The 21,127-nt window shown below is 58.5% G+C and carries 19 protein-coding genes; 16 read left to right on the forward strand and 3 right to left on the reverse strand.

Annotation, left to right across the window (positions count from 1 at the left end):
• Positions 1-12 precede the first annotated feature (12 nt).
• Positions 13-504, forward strand: coding sequence for a DUF523 domain-containing protein (locus DWW12_RS01090; RefSeq protein ID WP_117629300.1), 492 nt, complete (start codon positions 13-15; stop codon positions 502-504).
• A 177-nt stretch (positions 505-681) separates the two neighbouring features.
• Positions 682-909 carry an IS3 family transposase gene (locus tag DWW12_RS01095; protein WP_369831449.1) on the forward strand — a complete coding sequence of 76 codons (228 nt, stop codon included), beginning with the start codon at positions 682-684 and terminating at the stop codon, positions 907-909.
• 114 nt (positions 910-1,023) lie between these two features.
• On the opposite strand, the gene DWW12_RS01100 is transcribed toward DWW12_RS01095, so the two are convergent.
• Both DWW12_RS01100 and DWW12_RS01110 read right to left on the reverse strand, forming a co-directional pair.
• Positions 1,024-1,626 (reverse strand): Type 1 glutamine amidotransferase-like domain-containing protein, encoded by a 603-nt coding sequence (locus DWW12_RS01100; protein ID WP_117635137.1) that lies wholly within the window; start codon positions 1,624-1,626, stop codon positions 1,024-1,026.
• 506 nt (positions 1,627-2,132) lie between these two features.
• Positions 2,133-3,215, reverse strand: a complete 1,083-nt coding sequence (locus DWW12_RS01110; protein ID WP_117854583.1) for an iron-containing alcohol dehydrogenase family protein — start codon at positions 3,213-3,215, stop codon at positions 2,133-2,135.
• A gap of 509 nt (positions 3,216-3,724) precedes the next feature.
• Between DWW12_RS01110 and ileS the strand changes: the two genes are divergently transcribed.
• The 11 genes from ileS to DWW12_RS01165 all read left to right on the forward strand — a co-directional run bounded on the left by ileS (position 3,725) and on the right by DWW12_RS01165 (position 16,157).
• Positions 3,725-6,502, forward strand: a complete 2,778-nt coding sequence (gene ileS / locus DWW12_RS01115; RefSeq protein ID WP_369832392.1) for an isoleucine--tRNA ligase — start codon at positions 3,725-3,727, stop codon at positions 6,500-6,502.
• Between the two features lie 291 nt (positions 6,503-6,793).
• Complete coding sequence (gene lspA / locus DWW12_RS01120; protein ID WP_233544184.1) at positions 6,794-7,321, forward strand: signal peptidase II; 528 nt, start codon at positions 6,794-6,796, stop codon at positions 7,319-7,321.
• Positions 7,321-8,334 carry an RluA family pseudouridine synthase gene (locus DWW12_RS01125; protein WP_117854586.1) on the forward strand — a complete coding sequence of 338 codons (1,014 nt, stop codon included), beginning with the start codon at positions 7,321-7,323 and terminating at the stop codon, positions 8,332-8,334. The genes lspA and DWW12_RS01125 overlap by 1 nt, the downstream gene beginning before the upstream one ends.
• Positions 8,335-8,416: 82 nt before the next feature.
• A complete protein-coding gene (locus DWW12_RS01130) occupies positions 8,417-9,712 on the forward strand; it encodes a glycosyltransferase family 2 protein (RefSeq protein WP_022094595.1) in 1,296 nt (431 codons plus the stop codon).
• Positions 9,713-9,793: 81 nt separating this feature from the next.
• Complete coding sequence (locus DWW12_RS01135) at positions 9,794-10,216, forward strand: prepilin peptidase (protein ID WP_117854587.1); 423 nt, start codon at positions 9,794-9,796, stop codon at positions 10,214-10,216.
• Between the two features lie 31 nt (positions 10,217-10,247).
• On the forward strand, positions 10,248-11,495 hold the full coding sequence (locus DWW12_RS01140; protein ID WP_117854589.1) for a deoxyguanosinetriphosphate triphosphohydrolase family protein: 1,248 nt from the start codon (positions 10,248-10,250) through the stop codon (positions 11,493-11,495).
• A 60-nt stretch (positions 11,496-11,555) separates the two neighbouring features.
• Positions 11,556-12,905: a replication-associated recombination protein A gene (locus tag DWW12_RS01145; RefSeq protein ID WP_199570618.1), complete on the forward strand. Its 1,350-nt coding sequence runs from the start codon at positions 11,556-11,558 to the stop codon at positions 12,903-12,905.
• A 95-nt stretch (positions 12,906-13,000) separates the two neighbouring features.
• Positions 13,001-13,588 carry a hypothetical protein gene (locus DWW12_RS01150; RefSeq protein ID WP_117854592.1) on the forward strand — a complete coding sequence of 196 codons (588 nt, stop codon included), beginning with the start codon at positions 13,001-13,003 and terminating at the stop codon, positions 13,586-13,588.
• Positions 13,581-13,958: an ATP-binding protein gene (locus DWW12_RS01155; protein ID WP_117854594.1), complete on the forward strand. Its 378-nt coding sequence runs from the start codon at positions 13,581-13,583 to the stop codon at positions 13,956-13,958. The genes DWW12_RS01150 and DWW12_RS01155 overlap by 8 nt, the downstream gene beginning before the upstream one ends.
• Before the next feature lies 1 nt (position 13,959).
• Entirely contained in the window at positions 13,960-14,751 is a 792-nt protein-coding gene (locus tag DWW12_RS01160; protein WP_022094589.1) for an RNA polymerase sigma factor SigF, read from the forward strand.
• Complete coding sequence (locus DWW12_RS01165) at positions 14,748-16,157, forward strand: AI-2E family transporter (protein WP_117854596.1); 1,410 nt, start codon at positions 14,748-14,750, stop codon at positions 16,155-16,157. Before DWW12_RS01160 ends, DWW12_RS01165 begins: the two co-directional genes overlap by 4 nt.
• 6 nt (positions 16,158-16,163) lie before the next feature.
• Here DWW12_RS01165 and DWW12_RS01170 read toward each other — a convergent pair whose 3' ends face one another.
• Positions 16,164-16,403 carry a hypothetical protein gene (locus DWW12_RS01170; protein WP_117854598.1) on the reverse strand — a complete coding sequence of 80 codons (240 nt, stop codon included), beginning with the start codon at positions 16,401-16,403 and terminating at the stop codon, positions 16,164-16,166.
• A 193-nt stretch (positions 16,404-16,596) separates the two neighbouring features.
• Between DWW12_RS01170 and alaS the strand changes: the two genes are divergently transcribed.
• Genes alaS through mltG form a run of 3 tightly spaced genes read left to right on the forward strand, consistent with a single transcriptional unit; the run spans position 16,597 to position 21,126 of the window.
• On the forward strand, positions 16,597-19,254 hold the full coding sequence (gene alaS / locus DWW12_RS01175) for an alanine--tRNA ligase (protein WP_117854675.1): 2,658 nt from the start codon (positions 16,597-16,599) through the stop codon (positions 19,252-19,254).
• A gap of 17 nt (positions 19,255-19,271) precedes the next feature.
• Entirely contained in the window at positions 19,272-19,700 is a 429-nt protein-coding gene (ruvX, locus tag DWW12_RS01180; protein WP_089571740.1) for a Holliday junction resolvase RuvX, read from the forward strand.
• Entirely contained in the window at positions 19,693-21,126 is a 1,434-nt protein-coding gene (mltG, locus tag DWW12_RS01185; RefSeq protein WP_233544185.1) for an endolytic transglycosylase MltG, read from the forward strand. Before ruvX ends, mltG begins: the two co-directional genes overlap by 8 nt.
• Position 21,127 lies beyond the last annotated feature (1 nt).

Genomic DNA, 21,127 nt, shown 5'->3' on the forward strand with positions numbered 1-21,127 from the left:
GGAGGGATATGTATGAAGATCGTGGTGAGTGCCTGCTTGATGGGAGAGAGCTGCAAATATAACGGGCTCGACAATTACCATCGCGCGTTGGTCGAGGCCTGCGAACGCACAGGGACCGAGGTCCTGTTGGTGTGCCCCGAGGTTTTTGGCGGCTTGCCCACACCGCGCAAGCCGTCCGAGATTGTGAATGGCGAGGTTTGTACCTGCGAGGGCATCTCGGTTGATCGCGAGTTTCGCCTGGGTGCAGAGCGCGCGCTCGATATGTGCGAGCAGGCGGGCGGCCCGTCCGAGATCGCTGCGTGCGTCTTACAGGACCGTAGCCCCTCGTGCGGTGCGGGTCGCGTCTACGATGGCACCTTTAGCGGCACGCTCACTGTGGGCAATGGTGTTTTTGTCGATCTGCTGCTGCGTCACGGGTACCGTGTGATTCCGGCTAGCGAGTTCGATCCCAGCATACTGGAACATTGTCCACAGCACTCGAACCCAACACTTCCTCACGGGTGACCGTTTTGGCATCATCCGTGAAGTTGATATTGAGTACGACCCGGTCAACAAAGACGTAGACCGAGTTGACAGGCGCCGTACCCATGCAGCCCCTCCCCACGGCCCTCGCGCAGGAACGCGCACACGGCCTTCCCGTCTCTTGCGCCTCTCCCGGAACTGCCCACATCAGCGTAGCCAATCCAGTCCGCCAAGGGCTGCAGCCCGGACAACGCGGCGATGGAGGGCTTCTTCGGCCTGCTCAAGAAGGAGTTCTGGCACGGCAGGGACTGGTCGGACTGGACCCCCGCCCGCTTCATCGAGGAACTCGGGGGCTGGATCGGCCGATACAATACGGAGAGGCGCAGCGATGCGCTCGGTGGCCGCACCCCGGCCGAGTTCCGCTCCGCGCTGGGAAGGGCCGCGTAACGGTCCAAGAAATCGTCCGCAGTCCCCATTCTTGCCCCTTTGGGACGGCTTCTTGTTGGGGCGTGCCTGCCCCAAACCCTGCTAGGAACGAGTGCAGCAAACTGGAATTTTAAATTACTCTTTGCAAATAACCTTTGAACCTTCACCATCAATTACAATTCCCTGACGATTGTTAATTGGGCATAGATTCAAATCCGAAAACTCAGTTATTATTTTCTCGGTAACTTTCTTAAATGGTGCTGTAAGAAAATGCGGAAGAACATAGAAATCAATCAAATTAAGCCCTGCATCATCTTCTTGTGAGTAGTCCTCCGGCTTTTCATCCATTTGCTCGATATATTGGATGCTTGGAGCGCATACAATCGCACCTGCCGATTCACCAATCATCAGTTTTCCTTTTGCCAATTCTTTCTTCAACAGCTCATCCGTTCCCGTTTTACGGAGCTGGTCTATAAGGAAAAAAGAATTTCCGCCGGTAAAATAGATCACATCCGCATCTTCAAAAAGAGACTGTATCGTTGAATAAGCCTCCGTTGAAATATCAATTTCAGTTACGATTGCTCCCAACTTTTTGAATAATTTTCGAGCCGAGCCGACATAACCGGTGTAGCCTTCACGCAGCGAAGCTGTTGGAATAAATGCGACTTTTTTATTTTCAATTTCTTCCTTTATCAGACTTCCTACACTTGAAAAGTGAGAACATAAAAACAGTTTCATCAATATCCTCCTTTATGTATAAATTCTTATTTGTTGAACTAAGCCGTGTATACCATACTCTCCAATGAAAGAACGCCCTAATATAGCGAAATTTTGCCGTTTTCCTGCGTACACACTCCACAGGAATTCTAAGGTGCCTGCCCCCTTAGCACACGGACTTTGGAACAAAGTCTAGTGTGTTACGCCTTGCCAGAGGTGTACAGGCTCCCGGTATGCACGTACGAAGCAATTGCCATCAATGCGCTATATAAGTGGCGATCAAGTTCGCATAAAGCGACCTTGATCCCGCAAAACAAAAGGCAGGATACCATCACCACGATGATACCCTGCCTCTGTTCGTTCCTGTTTGCCGTTCCGAGTAGTCCTTCCGCAGAATTTCCGATAAACAAAAAACGTACCCGAACCCTTTCTCGTAAAGAATCGGGTTCGAGTACGAACTGAATGCTGGATCAATAAAAAACCACCAGAAAGGTGCCCGTCCCATTTGTGGTGGTTTTGGGTCAGTCCTAGAGCGTGTGGCCGTAAACGTCGGTGGCCTTGATGGCGGCGGCGAATTTTTCGTCCGTGAAGGGCTCGGGGTTTCCCTGCTTCCACTCGTTGGTGGCGTGCGCGTACTCGCACAGGGCAGGGATATCAGCCTCGGAAAGCCCGACCTGCTCAAGCGTCACGGGCAGGCCCATCTGATTGTTAAAGGCGGCGTAGCGCTCAAGGTTCTCGGTATCGCCCGTATAGGCGAACAGTACCAGCACACCCAGGCTTACGACCTCGCCGTGCAGGTAGGAGCCCTCGCGCGGAATGCTGCAGGAAGCGTTGTAGAACGCGTGCGCCACGCTCGAGTTGTAGTAGTAATCGTTTTGGTTGGTCAGGTTGGAGACGTAGCCCGTGTTGACCACGATGTCGAGCGCGATCTGCTTGACGGCATCGGTCGACTGGTCCTGGCGCACGTCCTCAAGACCCTGGACGCCAAAGGTAAACAGCGGCTCGGAGCAGGTGTGGGCGAGTGCTAGGCCAAGGCCTGCCGTGTGCTCCAGGTTGCCGGCGCTCGTGGCGTACTCGACCTCGGGCTGCTTGGACAGGGCATCACCCACGCCGGCCCAGAAGTACTCCGCCGGAGCCTCGGCGATGATCTTGGGGTTGATGAAGATGTGCGCAGGTCGGTTAGGGTACGAATAGCCCTCGAGCGAGCCGTCGTCGTTGTAGACAACGGCAATGGCGGTCGCGGCGGAGCAGTTGGAACAGATCGTCGGTACCGTAAAGACAATCTTCTTGAGCTCGATAGCTGCGGTCTTCACGGTGTCGAGCGCCTTGCCGCCGCCGCATGCGATAAGCACGTCAGCTTCCTGGCAGGCAGGGGAGTTTACGACCTTGGCGATATTTGCGCGCGTACTGTTGGTGCCGTAGACGCGCGTCTCCAGAATCTCGACGTCGGTACCTGCCAGCGCAGCTTCGATACCGGGAAGTGCTGCGGCCAGTGCTCGTTTACCACCAATGATGGCGACCTTGGTTGCTCCGTACTCGGCCAACGCGCCGTGCAGCTCGTCAAAGCAGTCTTCGCCAACGGTATAGTCGCTCATTCCGATCGTGCGCATAGCAATCTTCTTTCGTTCGATAAAGTGCTTACAGGTATTTTGCTCCAAGAGAAGGTCCACGGCCGCAAGAAATTTCGAACGTATAAAACCAGTGTTGAGGGTTTTTCGCCGGTGCGGAACGTGCTAGCATACTCCGTATAAGCGTTGATGGGGACGAGTAGTCGGCCGTCCGCATGCTACAGAGAGCGGGAAGCGCTGAGAACCCGTGCATGCGACCGATGAAAATCACCCCGGAGCTGCGGTCCCAACGGACGTGCCGCGTAGGTTCGTCTTAGTAGACATCGCCGAGATGGTCGTCGATACAGACCAGCCGAGTAACGGATGCGAGCGCGCGAATACGCGGGCGAGGGCATCTAAGCTGGGTGGTTAAGCGAAGAGCTTTTGCGGGCGTGCAGCCCGTTTGTGGCGCTTCGTCCCAGCTTGTAGGGACGGGCGCTTTTTTGGTGCCCAGAGGGCGTGCGCGCCCACGACATGAAAGGGGTACCGTGGCAAACGAGTACAAGCAGACGATGAATCTGCCCAAGACCGGTTTTCCCATGCGTGCCGGTCTTTCCAAGTCCGAGCCCAAGCGACTCAAGGACTGGCAGGACAACAAGGTCTACGAGCAGGTTCTGAAGAAGAACGAGGGTCACAAGAAGTTCGTGCTGCACGACGGCCCTCCGTACGCCAACGGTCCGATCCACATCGGCCACGCCATGAATAAGATCTCCAAGGACATGATCAACCGCTACTGGATGATGCAGGGCTATGAGGTTCCCTACGTCCCCGGTTGGGACTGCCATGGTCAGCCGATCGAGCACAAGGTCGAGGAGAAGCTCGGCACCGAGAAGTTCAACCAGACCTCCACGGCTAAGATCCGCGAGCTCTGCAACAAGTTCGCTGTCGAGAACATCGAGCTGCAGAAGGCCGGCTTCCGTCGCCTGGGCGTGCTCGGCGACTGGGGCAACCCCTATCTGACGCTCTATCACCAGCATGATGCCGCCGACATCGAGGTCTTCAAGGCCATGTTCGATAAGGGCATGATCTATCGCGGCCACAAGCCGGTTCACTGGTGCAAGCATTGCCACACCGCACTCGCCGAGGCCGAGATCGAGTATTCCGACGAGACGAGCCCGTCCATTTTCGTGCGCTTTGAGATGACCTCCAAGCCCGCCGGCCTCGAGAACTTCGACGGCCCGGTCGACTTTATCATCTGGACGACCACGCCGTGGACCATCCCCTCCGACCAGGCCGTTTCCCTTAAGCCCGGCGCCGCCTATGTCGCCGTTGAGCACGAGGGCCGTGCCGAGGTCATGCTCGAGGACCTGGCTCCTAAGTGTTGTGAGGAGTTTGGCTGGGAGTACACCCCGGTCATGGTCGATGGCAAGCCCTACGTGGTTTCCGCCGAGACCTTCCACCACATCCACTACAAGCAGCCGATCTTTGACGGCGTTGAGGGCGTGGCGCTGCTGGCCGATTACGTCGGTGTCGATGACGGTACCGGTATCGTCCACAACTCGCCCGGCCACGGCGTCGACGACTACTTCGCCTGCCTCAAGGAGGGCATCACCGACATCTGCATGCCGGTCGATGACGACGGCAAGTTCTACACCGGCGAGGAGTTTGGCACCGGCGGCCCCTTCAGCGGCATGGATACCGATGAGGCCAACCCGCACATCATCGAGTTCCTGCGCGAGCGCGGCACCCTGGTTCTCGAGAAGAAGATCACGCACAGCTATCCGCACTGCTGGCGCTGCAAGCACCCGGTGCTCTTCCGTGCTACCGACCAGTGGTTCGTCTCGATGGACAAGACCGGTTTGCGCGAGCAGGCTGGCAAGGAGGTCCGTGAGAACGTCAAGTGGTATCCGGCTCACGCCGCCAACCGCATCGGCGCCATGGTCGAGCAGCGTCCCGACTGGTGCATCAGCCGCCAGCGCAACTGGGGCGTGCCTATCCCCAGTTACACATGCGCCGACTGCGGCGAGAAGGTCATGAACGACGCCACGCTCGACGCCGTCATTAAGCTCTTCCACGAGAAGGGCTCCGACGCCTGGTTCACCGACGCTCCTGAGAGCTATCTGGGCGAGGCCTGCGTCTGCCCCAAGTGCGGTGGCCATCACCTCAAGGCTGATAAGGACATCCTTGACGTGTGGTGGGACTCCGGCGTGTCTTGGAAGGCCGTCTGCGAGTACCGTCCCGAGCTGGAGTACCCGGCGGACGTCTACCTCGAGGGCTCTGACCAGCACCGCGGTTGGTTCCAGAGCTCGCTGCTCACCTCGGTGGGCGCCAACGGCCACGCTCCGTACAAGGCGGTCGTCTCGCAGGGCTTCACCCTCGACGGCCAGGGCCGTAAGATGTCCAAGTCGCTCGGCAACGTTATCGACCCCAACAAGGTCTGTGACGAGATGGGCGCCGACATCATCCGCCTGTGGGTTGCTTCCGTCGATACCAGCTCCGACGTGTCCATCGACCACGAGATTCTTGCTCGCACGTCCGATGCCTACCGTCGTTTCCGCAACACGCTGCGCTTCCTGCTCTCCGAGCTCGAGGGTCAGTTTGAGCCCGAGACCGACGGCGTCGCCTTTGCCGACCTGCTGCCGCTCGACAAGCTCATGGTTGCCCGCCTGACCCAGGTCCAGGCCGAGGTCGACGACGCCTACGCTAGCTACGAGTTCCCGCGCGCCTACCGTGCGCTTTACGACTTTGTGGTTACCGAGCTGTCCAACGTGTATCTCGACGCCCTGAAGGACCGTCTGTACTGCGAGAAGCCCGGCTCGCTCGAGCGCCGGAGCGCCCAGACCGTGCTTGCCGAGCTCTTCTCGATGCTCATGCGCGACCTGCAGCCGATCCTGTCCTACACGGTCGACGAGGCCATGGCCTATGCACCCACCGGCTGCGTCGATCACCAGAAGTACGCCGCGCTGCTCGATTGGTATAAGTCGCCCATTACGGTCGACGAGGCCAATGAGTTTGAGGGCGTGCTTGAGGCTTCGCTCGAGCTCCGTAGCGCCGTGACCAAGGCCCTTGAGGATGCCCGCTCCGCCGGCACCTTCACTAAGAGCCAGCAGGTCCGCGTCAAGGCAGTCGTTCCCGCCGAGATGTATGCGCTGCTGACCGGCGACAAGGCCGTCGACCTGGCCGAGTTCTACATCGTCTCCGCTGTTGAACTGACCCAGGGCGAGGACCTCTCCGTTGCCATCGAGGCTGCCGAGGGCGAGTGCTGCGACCGTTGCTGGAATTACCGCACCACCGTTGGCGAGTACAACGGTCACGCTCACATTTGCAAGAGGTGTGCGAATGCCCTTTAAGGCACGGTAACTCGGCATTTTAGTTATAGGGAGAATTTGACGCCTTCGGCCCATTTGCTCCGCTGAAGAAAAGCGACATTCCGTTATCCGGAATGCCGCTTTCTTTTATGCTGGTTATTTATCTGACGTTAGCGTATGTGTCGTGTGCTCTGCGTGTGGCAATATAAGATGGTTATTTGCGTTAAACGGAATTTGATTATCTGAGGGTAGGGGATTTCTTTGGGTCGTGGTGCGGATATGACGCCGCCTTTGCGTTGGCGGTTGGGTGCTGCTGGTGGGGTGGCGCTGGTTGTGCTGCTTGTTGACCAGCTGACCAAGCTTGCGGTTCGTGCCGTGGGCGACGCTTTGCATGTGACCGTCATCCCCGGTGTTATCGACTTTATGTTTGTCCGCAATATCGGTGCTGCCTTTAGCATGGGCGAGGGGCATGGCATCGCGTTTGCCGCGCTGGCGTTGGCGGTCATTATCGCTATTGCCGTGTACCTCGTTCGTGCACCCCAGCTCGCCCATCTTGAGGTTGTGGGCATGGCGATGGTTGCGGGCGGTGCTATCGGCAACGCTATCGATCGTTTGGCCTTTGGCTTCGTGACTGATTTTATTGCCACCACCTTCATCGACTTCCCCGTCTTCAATGTGGCCGATATCGGCATCACCGTAGGCGTCGTGCTTGCCCTCTTTGGCTACATGTTCTTGAGCCCCGCGGCCCGTGAGGTCGATGCGACCGCCGAGCTTAACGCTCGTGACGAGGCCCGCGCCAAGCGCAAAGCCAAGCAGCGTGGGGAGCGTGCCCGCAAGATTCGCGAAAGGAATGAGCGCTAATGGCCGACATCCATATCCTTGTTGCCGACGATGCCGCTGGTCAGCGCCTTGACGCCTATCTGGGCGCCAATGACGGCTGCCCTACGCGCTCTGCCTGCGCGCATCTGATCGAGGGCGGCGCCGTAATCGTGAACGGCAAGACCTGTTTGTCAAAAAAGTATGCCGTACGCGCCGGTGACCGCATCTCGGTTGACCTGCCCGAGCCTCACGATCCGACTGACGTGATTCCCGAGGCCATTCCCCTCGATATCCGCTACGAGGACGATTACCTCATCGTGCTTTCCAAGCAGCGCGGCCTGGTGTGCCATCCTGCGCATGGTCATGAGAGCGGTACGCTCGCGAATGCCCTGGTCTATCACTGCGGTATCGACCATCTGGGCACCGTGCAGGGTGAGGACCGCCCCGGCATCGTGCATCGCCTGGATCGCGATACCTCGGGCCTTATGCTCGCGGCAAAAGACGACGACACCCAGCGCGCGCTTCAAAATCTCATCCGTACGCGTACGCTCGACCGCCGCTACATTACGCTCGTTCACGGACACATCGCCATGGACGAGGGCACTATCAACACCGGTATTGCCCGCTCAACGCGCGACCGCGTGAAGATGGCGGTTTCTGATGACCCCTTTGCGCGCCAGGCCATCACGACCTTCAAGGTGCTCGAGCGCTTTGATTCCACGCGTTTCGACGACGGCTACACGCTCGTCGAGTGCCACCTTTTTACCGGCCGCACGCATCAGATTCGTGTGCACATGCGCCATATCAACCACGCTTGCGTGGGCGATCCGCTTTACGGCAAGTGCGATGCGCGCGCCGATCAGGGCCTGACCAGGCAGTTCCTCCATTCCTGGCGTGTGGCGTTCGATCATCCCGTGACGGGGGAGCGCATTGAGTGCCGCGACGAGCTGCCGTGGGACCTTGCGGCGGTTTTGGATGATCTGGCTCCGCGCTCGCTCGGTCGCACGGCCGCTGGAGATGAAATCGTTCCGCAGCTCGGTCTTCTCGAAGCCTAGTTAGTATTAGGTGGTTTCTTGAACGCCCCTAGCCTGCGGTAAGATATAGGGTTGTTTACGTAACGCGTTCCTGGGAGCCTGCATGCTCGCCTTTTTACAAACCAACACGCCCATCGTGATCTTTAACCAGATTGTGGTTACGCTGCTCACGGTCTGCTTTCTGTACCAGGTGGTCTTCTTTGTCATTGGCGCCCTGCGCGGTGAGGTCGCACCTCCCAAGGCCAAAAAGCTCCATCGCTATGCCTTCTTTATTGCGGCGCATAACGAGGAGGCGGTAATTGCCAATCTCGTGCGCTCCATCAAAGACCAGGACTATCCGTCCGAGCTTATCGAGGTCTTCGTGGTTGCCGATGCCTGCACCGATAACACGGCGCAGCTCGCTCGCGAGGCTGGCGCCATCGTCTATGAGCGTAACGACCTGGCCCGTAAGGGTAAGAGCTGGGTCATGGACTTTGGTTTTGACCGCATTCTTAACGAGTATCCCGATACCTTTGAGGGCTACTTTATTTTTGACGCCGATAACGTTATCTCCCGCGATTACGTATCCAAGATGAATGACGCCTTTGACCAGGGCTTCCATGTGGTCACAAGCTACCGCAACTCCAAGAACTTCGGCAGCTCGTGGATCTCGGCAGCTAATGCCACCTGGTATCTGCGCGAGGCACGCTTTCTCAACAACGCGCGCAACATCTGCAAGACTTCTTGCGCCGTCTCGGGTTCGGGCTACCTCATCTCCGCCAGTGTTATTGAGGGCATGCACGGCTGGCAGTTCCACACGCTGACCGAGGACATTCAGTTCACCACGTTCTGCGCCATTCACGGCATCCGCATCGGTTATGCGCCGGCAGAGTTCTTTGACGAGCAACCCGTGACGTTCAAGGCATCCTGGAAGCAGCGTATGCGCTGGACCAAGGGCTTTTATCAGGTGTTCTTTACATATGGTAAGCACTTGGTCAAGTCGACCTTCCGTTACCATCGCTTTGCCGCCTACGACATGTTTATGACCATCGCTCCGGGCATGCTTCTGTCCCTGATTTCCATGCTCGCCAACGCGACGTTCCTCATCGTGGGTGGACTCTCACACGGCTTCTTGGCTACCGAAGTCGAGATGCAGGCTTGTGCCGCCTCGCTCATTATGACCTTCGCGATGATGTACCAGACCTTCTTTATCCTTGCGCTGCTCACGACCATCTTTGAGTACAAGCACATTCACTGCGCTCAAAAGTGGCGCCTGGTGACCAACCTGTTTACCTTCCCGATTTTTATGTTCAGCTATATTCCCATCACGGTGGCTGCACTGTTCCTAAAGGTCGACTGGGTCCCGACGCAGCACGCCGTCAACGTTACCCTCGACGAGGTCATGCAAGGCGCTAAATAACCACCATCAAAACCACCACAAAGGGGACAGGCACCTTTGTGGTGGTTTTTGCTTTTGAGTGACTGCCACGGGAGGTGTTCAATGGTCTATATTCCCTTTTGGATCTGCGCCTTTGCCGGTGCGGCGATTGATGTCCGTGAACGGCGGTTTCCCAACGCGCTTGCCGCCGCATGCGCCGTGGCGGCGTTTGCAGGCGTTTGGCTGGACAGGGGCTTGAACACGGCGCTTGACCACGCCGGTCCTGCCGTTATCGTGTACCTTTCCCTTGTGCTGACCGAGTCGCTTTGGCGGCGTTTCCGCCAGGCCCCCGGCATCGGCATGGGGGATGCCAAGGCGCTTTTCGCGCTTTGCACGCTCGACCCTCTGGGCGGCATCGTGGCATTTGCCGTCGCGCTCCTGGTCCTGGCCCTCTCCTGCCTCTTTACAAAATCGCGCTCCCTGCCTTTGCTCCCGTTTTTGGTGCCGATATTTGCCATAATCGAGGTCGTGGGCTGGACATTGTAACCGATTGCGCATCCTTTTTAAGGAGCATGCCATGGCAACTAATCAAGAAACGGCCGTCATTAAGGCGCGCATGGACCGCATTCCCGCGGCGTTGTCGCCCGAGCTGGTCGAGCGTATCGCCGCCGACCGCGCCTCGGGTGTCGTTAATCCTTATCGATGCTGCGACGACCAGGTCATTCGTCGTATAGATCGCGCTGCCGACAAAGGCACGCTTATGCGTCCGGCGTTTATGCGCGATACCGAAAAGATTCTTCATCTTCCTGCGTACACGCGTTATGCAGGCAAAACGCAGGTCTTTAGCTTTCGCAGCAACGACGACCTGTCGCGGCGCGGCCTTCATGTGCAGCTCGTCTCGCGCATTGCCCGCGATATCGGCCGTGCCCTGGGCCTCAACTGCGATTTGATCGAGGCGATTGGCCTGGGCCACGATTTGGGCCACACGCCCTTTGGCCATGCCGGCGAGCGTTTCCTCAACGATATCTATCACGAGCGTACGAGGCGTTATTTTTTCCATAACGTGCAGTCGGTCCGCGTGCTCGACGCGCTGTACGGCCGCAACGTGTCACTCCAGACGCTCGACGGCGTTCTATGCCATAACGGCGAGTACGAGCAGCGTGTGTTTGAGCTCTCGGACATGAGCTCCTTTGACCAGTTCGATCAGACGGTTGAGGACTGTATCGCCACAGGCTATGGCGCTATTGAGCACCTGCGTCCCATGACGCTTGAGGGCTGCGTCGTTCGCATTTCGGACATCCTCGCCTACGTCGGTCGTGACCGTCAGGATGCGATCGCGGCGGGCCTGCTTTCGCCCGACGCTTTTGATGATGACCGGGGCGGTGCCTACAACAGTTGGATCCTCACACACGCCTCCATCGATATCGTGGAACATAGTTACGGTAAACCGCGTATCGAGATGAGCGAGGACCTGTTTGAGGAAATCCGCCGGGCCAAGCGCGAGAACTACGAGAAGATCTACAGCAAGGGCGGCATCGAGGGCGATTCCGAGGCGGAGTTGCGCGAGGCATTCGAAAAACTCTACGACCGTTGCCTGCAGGATATATACGAAGGCGACGAGTCTTCGTATATCTTTAAGCATCATATTTCGCGCATTGAACAGCAGCTTTCCTACTACGATCGCACCTATACCTGGCAGGACGACAAGGATCAAGCGGTGGTGGATTACATCGCGAGCATGACAGACGGCTATTTCTGCGAGCTGACGAGCAAGCTGTTCCCGGGCTTGAAGTTTCCACACCGTACCTATATTAACGAACAGTAGTTCGTATCCTTTCGGTATACTGTTGGTCAACAACGATTTTGATTGATGTACAGGATGGCTATGGACGACCTTTTTTCTGCCTCAACGCGCGAGCGTTCCTTTAAAAATGCGCCGCTCGCGGTGCGCATGCGCCCCAATTCGCTCGACGAGTATGTGGGCCAGCAAAAGGCCGTCGGTAAGGGCTCATGGCTGCGTGCCGCGATTGAGCACGACGTGCTATCGAGTGTGATTCTGTACGGGCCAGCCGGTACGGGCAAGACGACGCTGGCCCACATTATTGCTAACCATACCAAGAGCGAGTTTGTTGAGGTCAGCGCCGTGACGGGCACCGTGAAGGACTTGCGCCGCGTGATTGACGAGGCAAAGACGCGCCTGAATACGTATGACCGTCGCACCATTCTTTTCATCGACGAGATTCATCGCTTCTCTAAGTCGCAGCAGGATGCCTTGCTGCATGCGGTTGAGAACCGCACCGTTATTATGATTGGCGCCACGACGGAGAACCCGTACTTCGAGGTCAACTCGGCACTGTTGTCGCGCGGGCGCGTGGTGGAGCTTGAGCATCTGAAGGATGAGGATATCGCCACGCTTATTGAGCGTGCGCTTGAGGCACCGCAGGGCTTGAATGGAAAATTCTCGGCCGATGATGATACGGTCAAGACCATTTGTACGCTGGCTGCGGGTGATGCACGCTCGGCCCTGACGACACTCGAGTTGGCGAGCGAGATTGCCGTCACGCGTCCCGATACCGAGGGAACGCCAGCGCCTGCGGCGGGGGAGCGCTATCCCATTACCGTGGATGACGTGAAGATTGCCAATCCGCGCCGTGGGTTTTCGTATGACAAAAATGGTGACATGCACTACGACATTATCAGTGCGTTCATTAAGTCCATGCGCGGCAGCGACCCCGATGCCACCATTTATTGGCTCGCGCGCATGATCGATGCGGGTGAGGATCCTAAGTTTATCGCCCGCCGCATTATGATTCAGGCTTCTGAGGACGTTGGTAATGCCGATCCGCAGGCACTTTTGGTGGCGCATGCTGCCTTTAAATCTGCTGAAGTTATTGGCTATCCTGAATGTCGCATTAACCTGGCACAAGCTGCGCTCTATGTGTGCTTGGCGCCTAAGTCCAATGCGTGCGAGGCCTCGATCGATGCGGCGCTAGCCGATATTCATTCTAGTGGGCTTCGCGAGGTGCCGAGTTATCTGCGCGATCGCCATCGCCCTGGTAGCGATGAGTACGGCGTTTACAAGTATCCGCACGATTATCCCGAAGGCTGGGTCGATCAGCGCTATTTGCCCGAAGGCCTGGAACGTGGTGCCTTTTGGCAGCCTGCCGGCCGCGGTTGGGAAGAGTGGCGTGTGGAGCAAAGCGAACGCGACCGTAGCGGTAACGCGCCCAAGTAGGTCATTGGCACCTCGCACATTCCCTTTGGGTATCTTTCCCCTTCTTTGGGGTACCATGAACAGCGTCTGTATTTCGATTTTTCCGGGAGGCTTGTATGAGTCCCATTCAAATTGCCCTGCTGGTGCTTGCCATTGCCGGCGTGTGGGCTATCGTTGAGCTCGCGCTCACGCTGCGCAAGACCCGCACCGTTGTCGACTCGCTCGACAAGACGGTGAGCGACCTCAATAATACGCTCGCCGAGGCACAGCCCGTGGTGGCAAAGCTCGATGGCGCCGTTGACGAGCTTACGCCGGCACTTGCCCAGATGGAGCCGCTCCTCAAGTCGAGCAAGACTGCCGTTGACGCCCTGACGTCTAACCTCGTTGAGGTTGAGGCGGTCGTTCGCGACATCTCCGAGGTCACGGGCAGCGTGGCCGAGGCCAGCAACGCCGTGTCGAGCGTGACCGATTCTGCCGCCGGTGCCGTGCAGAAGCTGTTCAATAAGGTGAAGGCACCTGCAGCTGACGCCGAGCGCAAGCTCGCCGCTGCCGCTGCGGAGGCCGAGCAGCCCACCGTGCGTGTCCTAATTGGCGAGGACGAGGCCACCGATGGTGCAGATGTGGCTCAGAAGTCTGCAACCAAGCCGGCTCAGTATTACACCTATACGCCCGCCGAGACCTCTGAGGAGTCCTGCGATGAGTAGCGAAGCAACCTGCCCCATCACGCTGACCGTTGCCGGCGACCCGCGTCTCGCTCGCCTTGTGCGCATGACTGCCGCCAACGTTGGTGCCCTGTGCTCTATGTCTGTTGATCGCATCGAGGACATCCGCATGGCTGCCGAGGAGGCTTTCATCTTTGGTTGTACCGCGGTCGACTGCGACGACATCACCATCATATTCGATGTCGATGAGACCCACGTTGGCATGACTATTACCTTTGGCGATCAGGCTACGGTCGATGAAGACGACCAGGCTGCGGTGTATGCCGAGCTCATCCTCGTGAGCGTGTGCGACTCCTACGAAAAGACTGCGGCGCCCCTGACGCTTTCCCTCGACCTCAAGGCGGATATCTAATATGACCGAACGTTCCCGGAGCGGTAAGACCGCTTGGGACAAGGAGAAAACCCGCGAGCTGTTTCGTCGTTACAAGGAGACCGGTGATCCGGACGCCCGCGAGCAGCTCGTCATGTCCCATATGAATCTGGTAAGGTTTCTTGCCAACAAATTTAAGAATCGCGGCGAGCCGCTCGACGACCTCATGCAGGTCGGCTATCTGGGTTTGCTCAAGGCTATCGACCGCTTTGACCCCGAGCGCGGGCTCGAGTTCACGACGTTTGCAACACCCACTATCCTGGGCGAGATCAAACGCCACTTCCGCGACAAGGGTTGGAGCGTGCGCGTGCCGCGCCGTCTGCAGGAGCTTTCTGCCAAGGTTAACCAGGCCACCGACAAGCTCACCAACGAGCTTCAGCGTTCGCCCAAGGTTGAGGAGATCGCTGAGTATCTAGATGTGACTGTCGATGAGGTCCTCGAGGCCATGGAATCGTCTTCGGCCTATACCTCGGTGCCCATCGAGGCTCCTGGTGCGTCCGATTCCGACGATGCCCCCTCGATTCTCGACCGTTACGCCGACGACGACAACGAGCTCGACTTTACCGATGACCGCCTGGTGATCGAGGAAGCCATTCGCGATTTCTCGCCGCGCGAGCGCGAGGTGATCGAGCTGCGTTTTGTGAAGGGCATGACCCAGATCGAGATCGCCAAGAAGCTGGGTATTTCTCAGGTGCAGGTTTCGCGTCTGCTGCGCCGCACGCTTAAGAAGATTCAGGACAAGATCGACCCCGACGGAGTGATGATTCGTTCATGAGTGAGCACCCCCAACAAACCGACCGCACGCTGCGCGATACCCGCATTCTGACGCTTCGCATTTGGGCTGTTGTCGGCTGCATTGTCATCGCCGCTGTCATCTTTAACCTTATGGGCATCCTGGCACCGGTTATTGAGTTTCTTGCCGTCGGTTCTATCATTGCTTTTGTGATGTCCCCGATCACCAACTGGCTCGAGCACCATGGCGTGAATCGCGGCATCGGTTCGCTTGTCGCGCTTATTGTGGTCGTTGCCGTGCTCGTCGGTGTCGTTTGCATCTTGTCGCCGATTCTTTTTGGTCAGATCATGGAAGTCCTGAGCCGCCTGCCCGAGCAGCTTCGTGTTGCGGGTGGCGATCTCAATGAGATAATCTCGCATGCCAAGACCCTCAACAACACGCCGCTCAAGGAGTATTTGGACGATAATCTTTCATCGCTGGTTACTGTGGCATCGAAGTATGTGTCACAGATCGCTGCCGAGCTTGGCCGCGGTGTGTTCCCGCTCATCACCAATACGGCCTCCCGGTTGTTCGTGATCTTCCTTGGTCTGGTGCTTGCCTACTGGATGGCCTGTGACTACCCTCGCATGCACCACGAGATTTGCACCATCATCGGTCAGGAGAAGGAGACCTCGTACCGCTTTATGGTCGCCATCCTTTCTCGCTCTGTCGGCGGCTACATGCGCGGTATGGTCGTGACGTCCATCTGCGGTGGTTTCCTCGCCTTTATCGGTTTTATGATCATCGGCCATCCGCATGCGGCGCTCATGGCTATCTTTACCGGCATCATGCATTTGGTTCCGGTCGTCGGTCCCTGGGTGAGCGCAGCAATCGCCACGGTACTCGGTTTCATGTTCAGTCCCATGTTGGCGTTGTGGACGCTCGTCGTGACGATGGTCGCGCAAAACGTTACCGATAACGTGATTTCGCCCAAGGTCATGCAGAGCTCGGTTCAGGTGCATCCCATCATGAGCCTCACGGCGCTCGTTATTGGCTCGGCACTCATGGGCCCCATCGGCATGATTATCGCCATCCCGCTGTGCGCTGCCCTCAAGGGCATCTTCGTCTATTACTTTGAGAACGAGACCGGCCGACAGCTTGTGGCCTATGATGGCGCCGTGTTTAAGGGCACGCCGTACCGCGATACCGATGGCAACCCGGTTGCCGCCTATGACGCGCTCGGCGACGACACCTTCATTTACGAGTCCGAGCTCATCGGCAACGAGACCGCGCCCGAGGCCCAGGCCATGCCCAAGCCCGAGCTCGATAATCCCTGGATCAAGCTCTCGGGTCTGCAGCCCGATGCGACCGGTTTCTTCAAGAACCCCTTCGCTAAGGATGACGATTCCAATACGGACGACACCAAAACCGGTATCGACGGCTCCATGGACGATTCGGATTCTAAATAGGTCCCATTAACGTTTCTTGAAGTTGTAAATGGCAAGAAACGCGAGCAAAGCGATTGATAAGGGGCCGGCTACATAGAAAAAGAGAACGTCAATTGCGCGTGGGGTGTAATAAGCCTTATCGCCGGACATTACTGCATACAATACGTAGCCAAATGCTGGTTGGTTTGCGTACCAGCAGGAGAAGGCCAAGAGCGCCAAAAGTGCTACTACCAGAAGTGCATTCAGGACAAATCGTTTGGTATTCATTGGGCGCTCCTTCCGGATGATCTTGTATGGTATTTTACTAAAACCATTTTTTAAAGGATTGCTTAGTCCTAAATAACATGCACTTTCGCTGGAGGGTCGCCGTTTGGCGGCCCTCTTTTTTGCACAGGCGCGGTGGGATGGTAATATCGTTACGTTTGAACTGTTTCGATGTGAAACCGAGGAGATTCCCTCTATGAGTGCTGACTACCCGTCAATGACTACGGCCGAGATCCGCTCTAAGTTCCTCAACTTCTTTGAGGAGCGCGGTCTTAAGCTCTATCCTTCTTCGTCCCTCGTCCCCGACGACCCTTCGCTGCTGCTTGCCAACGCCGGTATGAACCAGTTTAAGGAGTACTACCAGGGCAAGAAGACCATGAAGGAGATCGGCGCGATCTCCTGCCAGAAGTGCGTCCGCACCAACGACATCGATTGCATCGGCGAAGACGGCCGTCACCTGTCCTTCTTCGAGATGCTCGGCGACTTCTCCTTTGGCGGCGTCTCCAAGCAGCAGGCCTGCGCTTGGGCCTTTGAGCTCATTACCAAGGAGTTCAAGCTGCCGCTCGATCGCCTGTACTTCACCGTCTTTACCGAGGACGACGAGACCCATGACGTGTGGCGCTCCCTGGGCGTTGCCGAGGATCACATCTCCCGCCTGGGCGAGGACGACAACTTCTGGGCCGCTGGCCCCACCGGCCCCTGCGGTCCGTGCTCCGAGATCTACTTTGACATGGGCGAGGAGGTCGGCTGCGGCAGCCCCGACTGCAAGCCCGGCTGCGACTGCGACCGCTTCCTGGAGTTCTGGAATCTCGTCTTTACCCAGTACGACCGCCAGGAGGATGGCTCCATGCCGGAGCTGCCGCACCGCAACCTCGATACGGGCATGGGTCTGGAGCGCATGGCCGCCATCATGCAGCACAAGACCGCTAACTACGACGGCGATCTGATGCAGCACCTCATCAAGCTGGGCGAGAAGATCAGCGGCAAGACCTATGACGCCGACGATTACTCCGGTGCTAGCCGCTCCCTGCGCATCATCGCCGACCACTCCCGTGCCGTCGACTTTATGATCTCCGACGGCATCCTGCCCGGTAACGAGGGTCGCGAGTACGTCCTTCGCCGCCTGCTCCGCCGTGCCGTGTTCCACGGTCGCCTGCTGGGCATCGAGGGCGCCTTCCTGACCAAGTTTATCGACGAGGTCAACGCCCAGATGGGCGAGGCCTATCCCGAGCTGCTCAAGAACGTCGCGCTCGTTAAGGGCATCGTCGCCTCCGAGGAGGAGCGTTTCTCAACGACGCTCGACAACGGCCGCGTTTACCTGGACGAGGCCCTGGCCGCGCTCGCCGACGGCGCTGTCCTTCCGGGCGATGTTGCCTTTAAGCTTCACGACACCTTTGGTTTCCCCATTGATCTGACTGTCGAGATCGCCGGCGCCGCCGGTCACGACGTCGACATGGACGGCTTTACCGCCTGCATGGAGGACCAGAAGGCCCGCGCCCGCGCCAACGCCAAGGGCGATGCCTGGGGCAGCTTCAATGACGTGTGGGTCGAGCTTTCGGACAAGGTCGCTGCGACCGAGTTCGACGGCTATGACAACGACGTCATCGAGGGCGCCAAGGTTGTCGCTATCGTTCGCAACGGTGAGTCCGTTGAGTCCGCTGCCGCGGGCGAGGATGTCGAGGTCGTGCTCGACCACACTCCGTTCTATGCCGAGATGGGCGGCCAGCAGGGTGACGCCGGTGAGCTTTCCGCCGAGGGCGTTGCGCTGACCGTTTCCGATACCAAGAACCACAACGGCCTGTATGCTCACGTCGCCCACGTCACCGAGGGTACGCTGACCGTCGGTACTACCGTGACCGCCGCGCTCGACGCCGAGCGCCGTGGCTTCCTGCGTCGCAACCACACCGCCACGCACCTGCTCGACGCCGCGCTTAAGCAGGTCCTGGGCGAGCATGTCTCCCAGGCTGGCTCGCTGGTGACGCCCGAGCACCTGCGCTTTGACTTCACGCACTTCGAGGCCCTGTCCTCCGAGCAGCTCAAGGCTGTCGAGGACCTGGTCAACCAGCAGATCTTCGCCTCCAAGCCGGTCGTGACCCGCGTCATGGGCATCGACGAGGCCAAGGCCGCCGGTGCTGTCGCCCTGTTTGGCGAGAAGTATGGCGACGTCGTCCGCGTTGTCTCCGTGGGCGCCGAGGACCAGCCGTTCTCCCGTGAGCTTTGCGGTGGCACCCATGCCGCCAACACCGCCGAGATCGGCCTGTTCAAGATCATCTCCGAGTCCTCCACGGGCTCGAACGTCCGCCGTATCGAGGCCGTGACCTCCAAGGGTGCTCTCGACTACATGGCCGACCGTCTGGCGCTCGTCGACGCCGCCGCTGCTGCGCTCAAGTGCCGTGTGGATGAGGTTCCCGCCCGCGTGGAAAACCTGCAGGCTGAGCTGCGCGAGACGTCCAATAAGCTTAAGAAGGCGCTGACCGGTGGCTCCTCCGATGCTATCTCCAGCGCCATCGAGGGCGCCGTCGAGCTCGACGGCTACAAGCTCGTCGTCGCTGAGCTCCAGGGCCTTGAGGCTGCTGACCTGCGAAACGTCTGGGATACCGTGCACCAGAAGGTTGCCGGCCCCGTCGCCTGCGTCGTTGCCAGCGTGACCGAGAAGGGCACCCCGGCTCTGCTCGCCGCCGGCTCCGATGACGCCGTGAAGGCCGGTTTCCACGCCGGTAACGTGATCAAGCAGATCGCGGGCCTGGTCGATGGTCGCGGTGGCGGTCGTCCCAACATGGCCCAGGCCGGTGGCAAGAACGCCGCCGGTATCGCCGATGCCCTCGCGGCCGCCAAGACCGCGCTTGGCGCCTAAGAACATAAGTAGTCGCTGTGGTCGCGCTCGCACTGGACATAGGGGAGACCAGGATTGGCATTGCCGTCTCGAGCCGTGATGGCAAGATGGCAATGCCTGTCAAGGTGCTTCCGGCTGCCGAGGTCACTGGCATGGCCAAGACGTTCCGTTACCTGGTTGAGGACTATGAGCCCGATATCCTGGTAAGCGGACGTCCCTTGACCATGGCCGGTGAGCCCGGTCCCCAGGCCGAGCGCGTCGCCGCCGTGGCCCAAAAGATTGCCGACGAGCTCGAGCTTCCGCTGGAGTTTGAGGACGAGCGTCTGTCCTCGCAGGAGGCCAAGAGAATCCTGCGCGAGCAGGGGCTCAACGAAAAGCAGATGAGGGGCAAGATTGACATGATCGCCGCCAGCCTGTTCTTGCAGACATGGCTCGATCGTAAAAACGAGGAGGTTTCGCATGCCTAGCGCTTCCGATCCGCGCCAGCAGAATCGCTATGGGCAGCCTACGCCGCGCCCTGCCCAGCCTGGCCAGCGTCCGGCACAGCCGACCCAGCGCGCAGCTCAGTCTGCCGCGCGTCCGGTGCAGTCCTCCTCTCGTTCGGCCCAACCTGTTCAACGGACGGGTCAGCAGCCTTCTGCTCGTTCGGTTCAGCATCCGGCTTCTCACGCGGCTCAGCAGCCCACTGCTCGTTCGGCTCAGCCCGCAGGCGGTATTCGCTTTAAGCAGCAGGCACCTACCCAGAGAACGCAGGCCCCCCAATCGCATTTGCATCACGCTCGCGGCTCGCATGGCGTTGCTCCGGCGACCCGCTCGAGCTACAACACGCATGCTCGTCGCGGTGCCCAAAAGAAAAGCTCCCTGGTGCCTATGATTGTCGGCGTCGTGGTGGCCGTAATCGCGCTTGCTGCTATCGCTTTCTTTGTCGTGCCTGCCGTCAAGGGCTTCTTTACCGGTGAGGATACGAAGGTCACGGCTGGTCAGCAGGTTACGGTGACCATTCCCGACGGTGCTTCGGGCGATACGATCGCCTCGATTCTCTCCGAGAACCATATCGTCGAAAATCCTAAGGATTACTACGCGGCGGTGAAAAAGCTCAACGCCGATATGTCGCTTAAGCCTGGCACCTACTCGTTCTCCACGCTCATGGATGCGACCAAGGTCGTCCAGCAGCTCATGGAAGGCCCCAACGCGGGCTCCAATGCGCTGACTATCCCTGAGGGCCTGACAGTCGATCAAGTCGCGGACCGTGTGGCCCAGGCCTACGACAGCATCTCTAAGGAAGACTTCCTCAATCAGGCCAAGGCCTCTAACTACGTGGACGACTATAGCTTCCTTAAGGGCGCCGCCAACGATTCGCTCGAGGGTTTCTTATTCCCCAAGACCTATTCGTTAGGCGATTCGCCGACGGCTGATGACGTGATTCGCGCCATGCTCGATCAGTTTAAGACCGAGTACAAGTCGCTTGACTTTGCGAGCTGCGAAGCCAAGATCAAGGAACGCTACGGTGTGGAGATGTCCGACTACGACATCGTCAACTTGGCCTCTATCGTTGAGCGCGAGGGCCTCAACGCCGATCAACGTGCGCACGTGGCCTCGGTCTTCTACAACCGCCTTGCCGGCAAGCTCGACGGTCTGCGCTATCTCAACAGCGATGCGACCATGATGTATGTCACCGGTGGCGAGGTTACCGCCGATGACCTGCAGAGCGATAGCCCGTATAACACCTATAAGCACGAGGGCCTGCCACCCACGCCCATCTGCTCTCCGTCGCTCGAGGCACTCAAGGCCACGCTTGAGCCGACCGACTCCGATGACCTGTATTTCTACATTACGCAGGACGAGGAGTACTTCTCGCAAACCTACGAAGAGCATCAACAGTCTTGGAATTAGC

It is taken from the genome of Collinsella sp. AF14-35, assembly GCF_003464565.1.
In the GTDB taxonomy this organism is placed as follows: Bacteria; Actinomycetota; Coriobacteriia; order Coriobacteriales; family Coriobacteriaceae; genus Collinsella.